The following is a 576-nucleotide window of genomic DNA, read 5'->3' on the forward strand; positions in this document are numbered from 1 at the left end:
CTCAGCGGGAGTGTCCCCAGCACTTTTCTTCCCTTAATCTGATATAATCTTTCTGTTTCAGCATATGCAGCAGGGATAGCTTCTGCACTAGCTAAGCATAAGAAATATGGAGGAAAAGTATAGGGATACCTGTTAATGTAATTGAATGATGAAAAAAGACATCCTGCTAACGATAGTGATGTTTTTACTATTGTTAGGCTCCTGCCAGCGAAATGTGTATTTCAGTGACTTTGAGAAGTTATTTTTGGATGTATACAATGAGGGCGATACACTGATATTCGAATCTGATACAGGAGAGCGGGATACGGCTTATATCTTGCATAAAGACATCGGGTACGCGAGTTGGAACCCGTTTGCACATGCCGGAAAATACAAATTTCTGGCAGGGGAGATTTACGGCGCACGGAACTGGATAACTAATGATAAGCCGGAATTAAGGGAGTATCTTTCTTTAACGAAGTCGCATCCCGATACAACTTCGCTTTATATCGCATATAGAAATATCATCATGCTGGAGAGATTTCCAGAATTAAGTCAATTATCGTTAGCCCGGTTCAAGGTAGATACAAATCTGTA

1 protein-coding gene is annotated in these 576 nt (G+C 40.6%); it reads left to right on the forward strand.

Annotated features, from left to right (window positions below; translation table 11 throughout):
* Positions 1–148: 148 nt before the first annotated feature.
* Positions 149–576, forward strand: a 428-nt coding sequence (locus tag ACMGDE_RS19990; RefSeq protein WP_436834607.1) for a hypothetical protein, incomplete at its 3' end; no start/stop codon positions are given.

The organism is Parapedobacter brassicae, assembly GCF_051400755.1.
Classification (GTDB): Bacteria; Bacteroidota; Bacteroidia; order Sphingobacteriales; family Sphingobacteriaceae; genus Parapedobacter.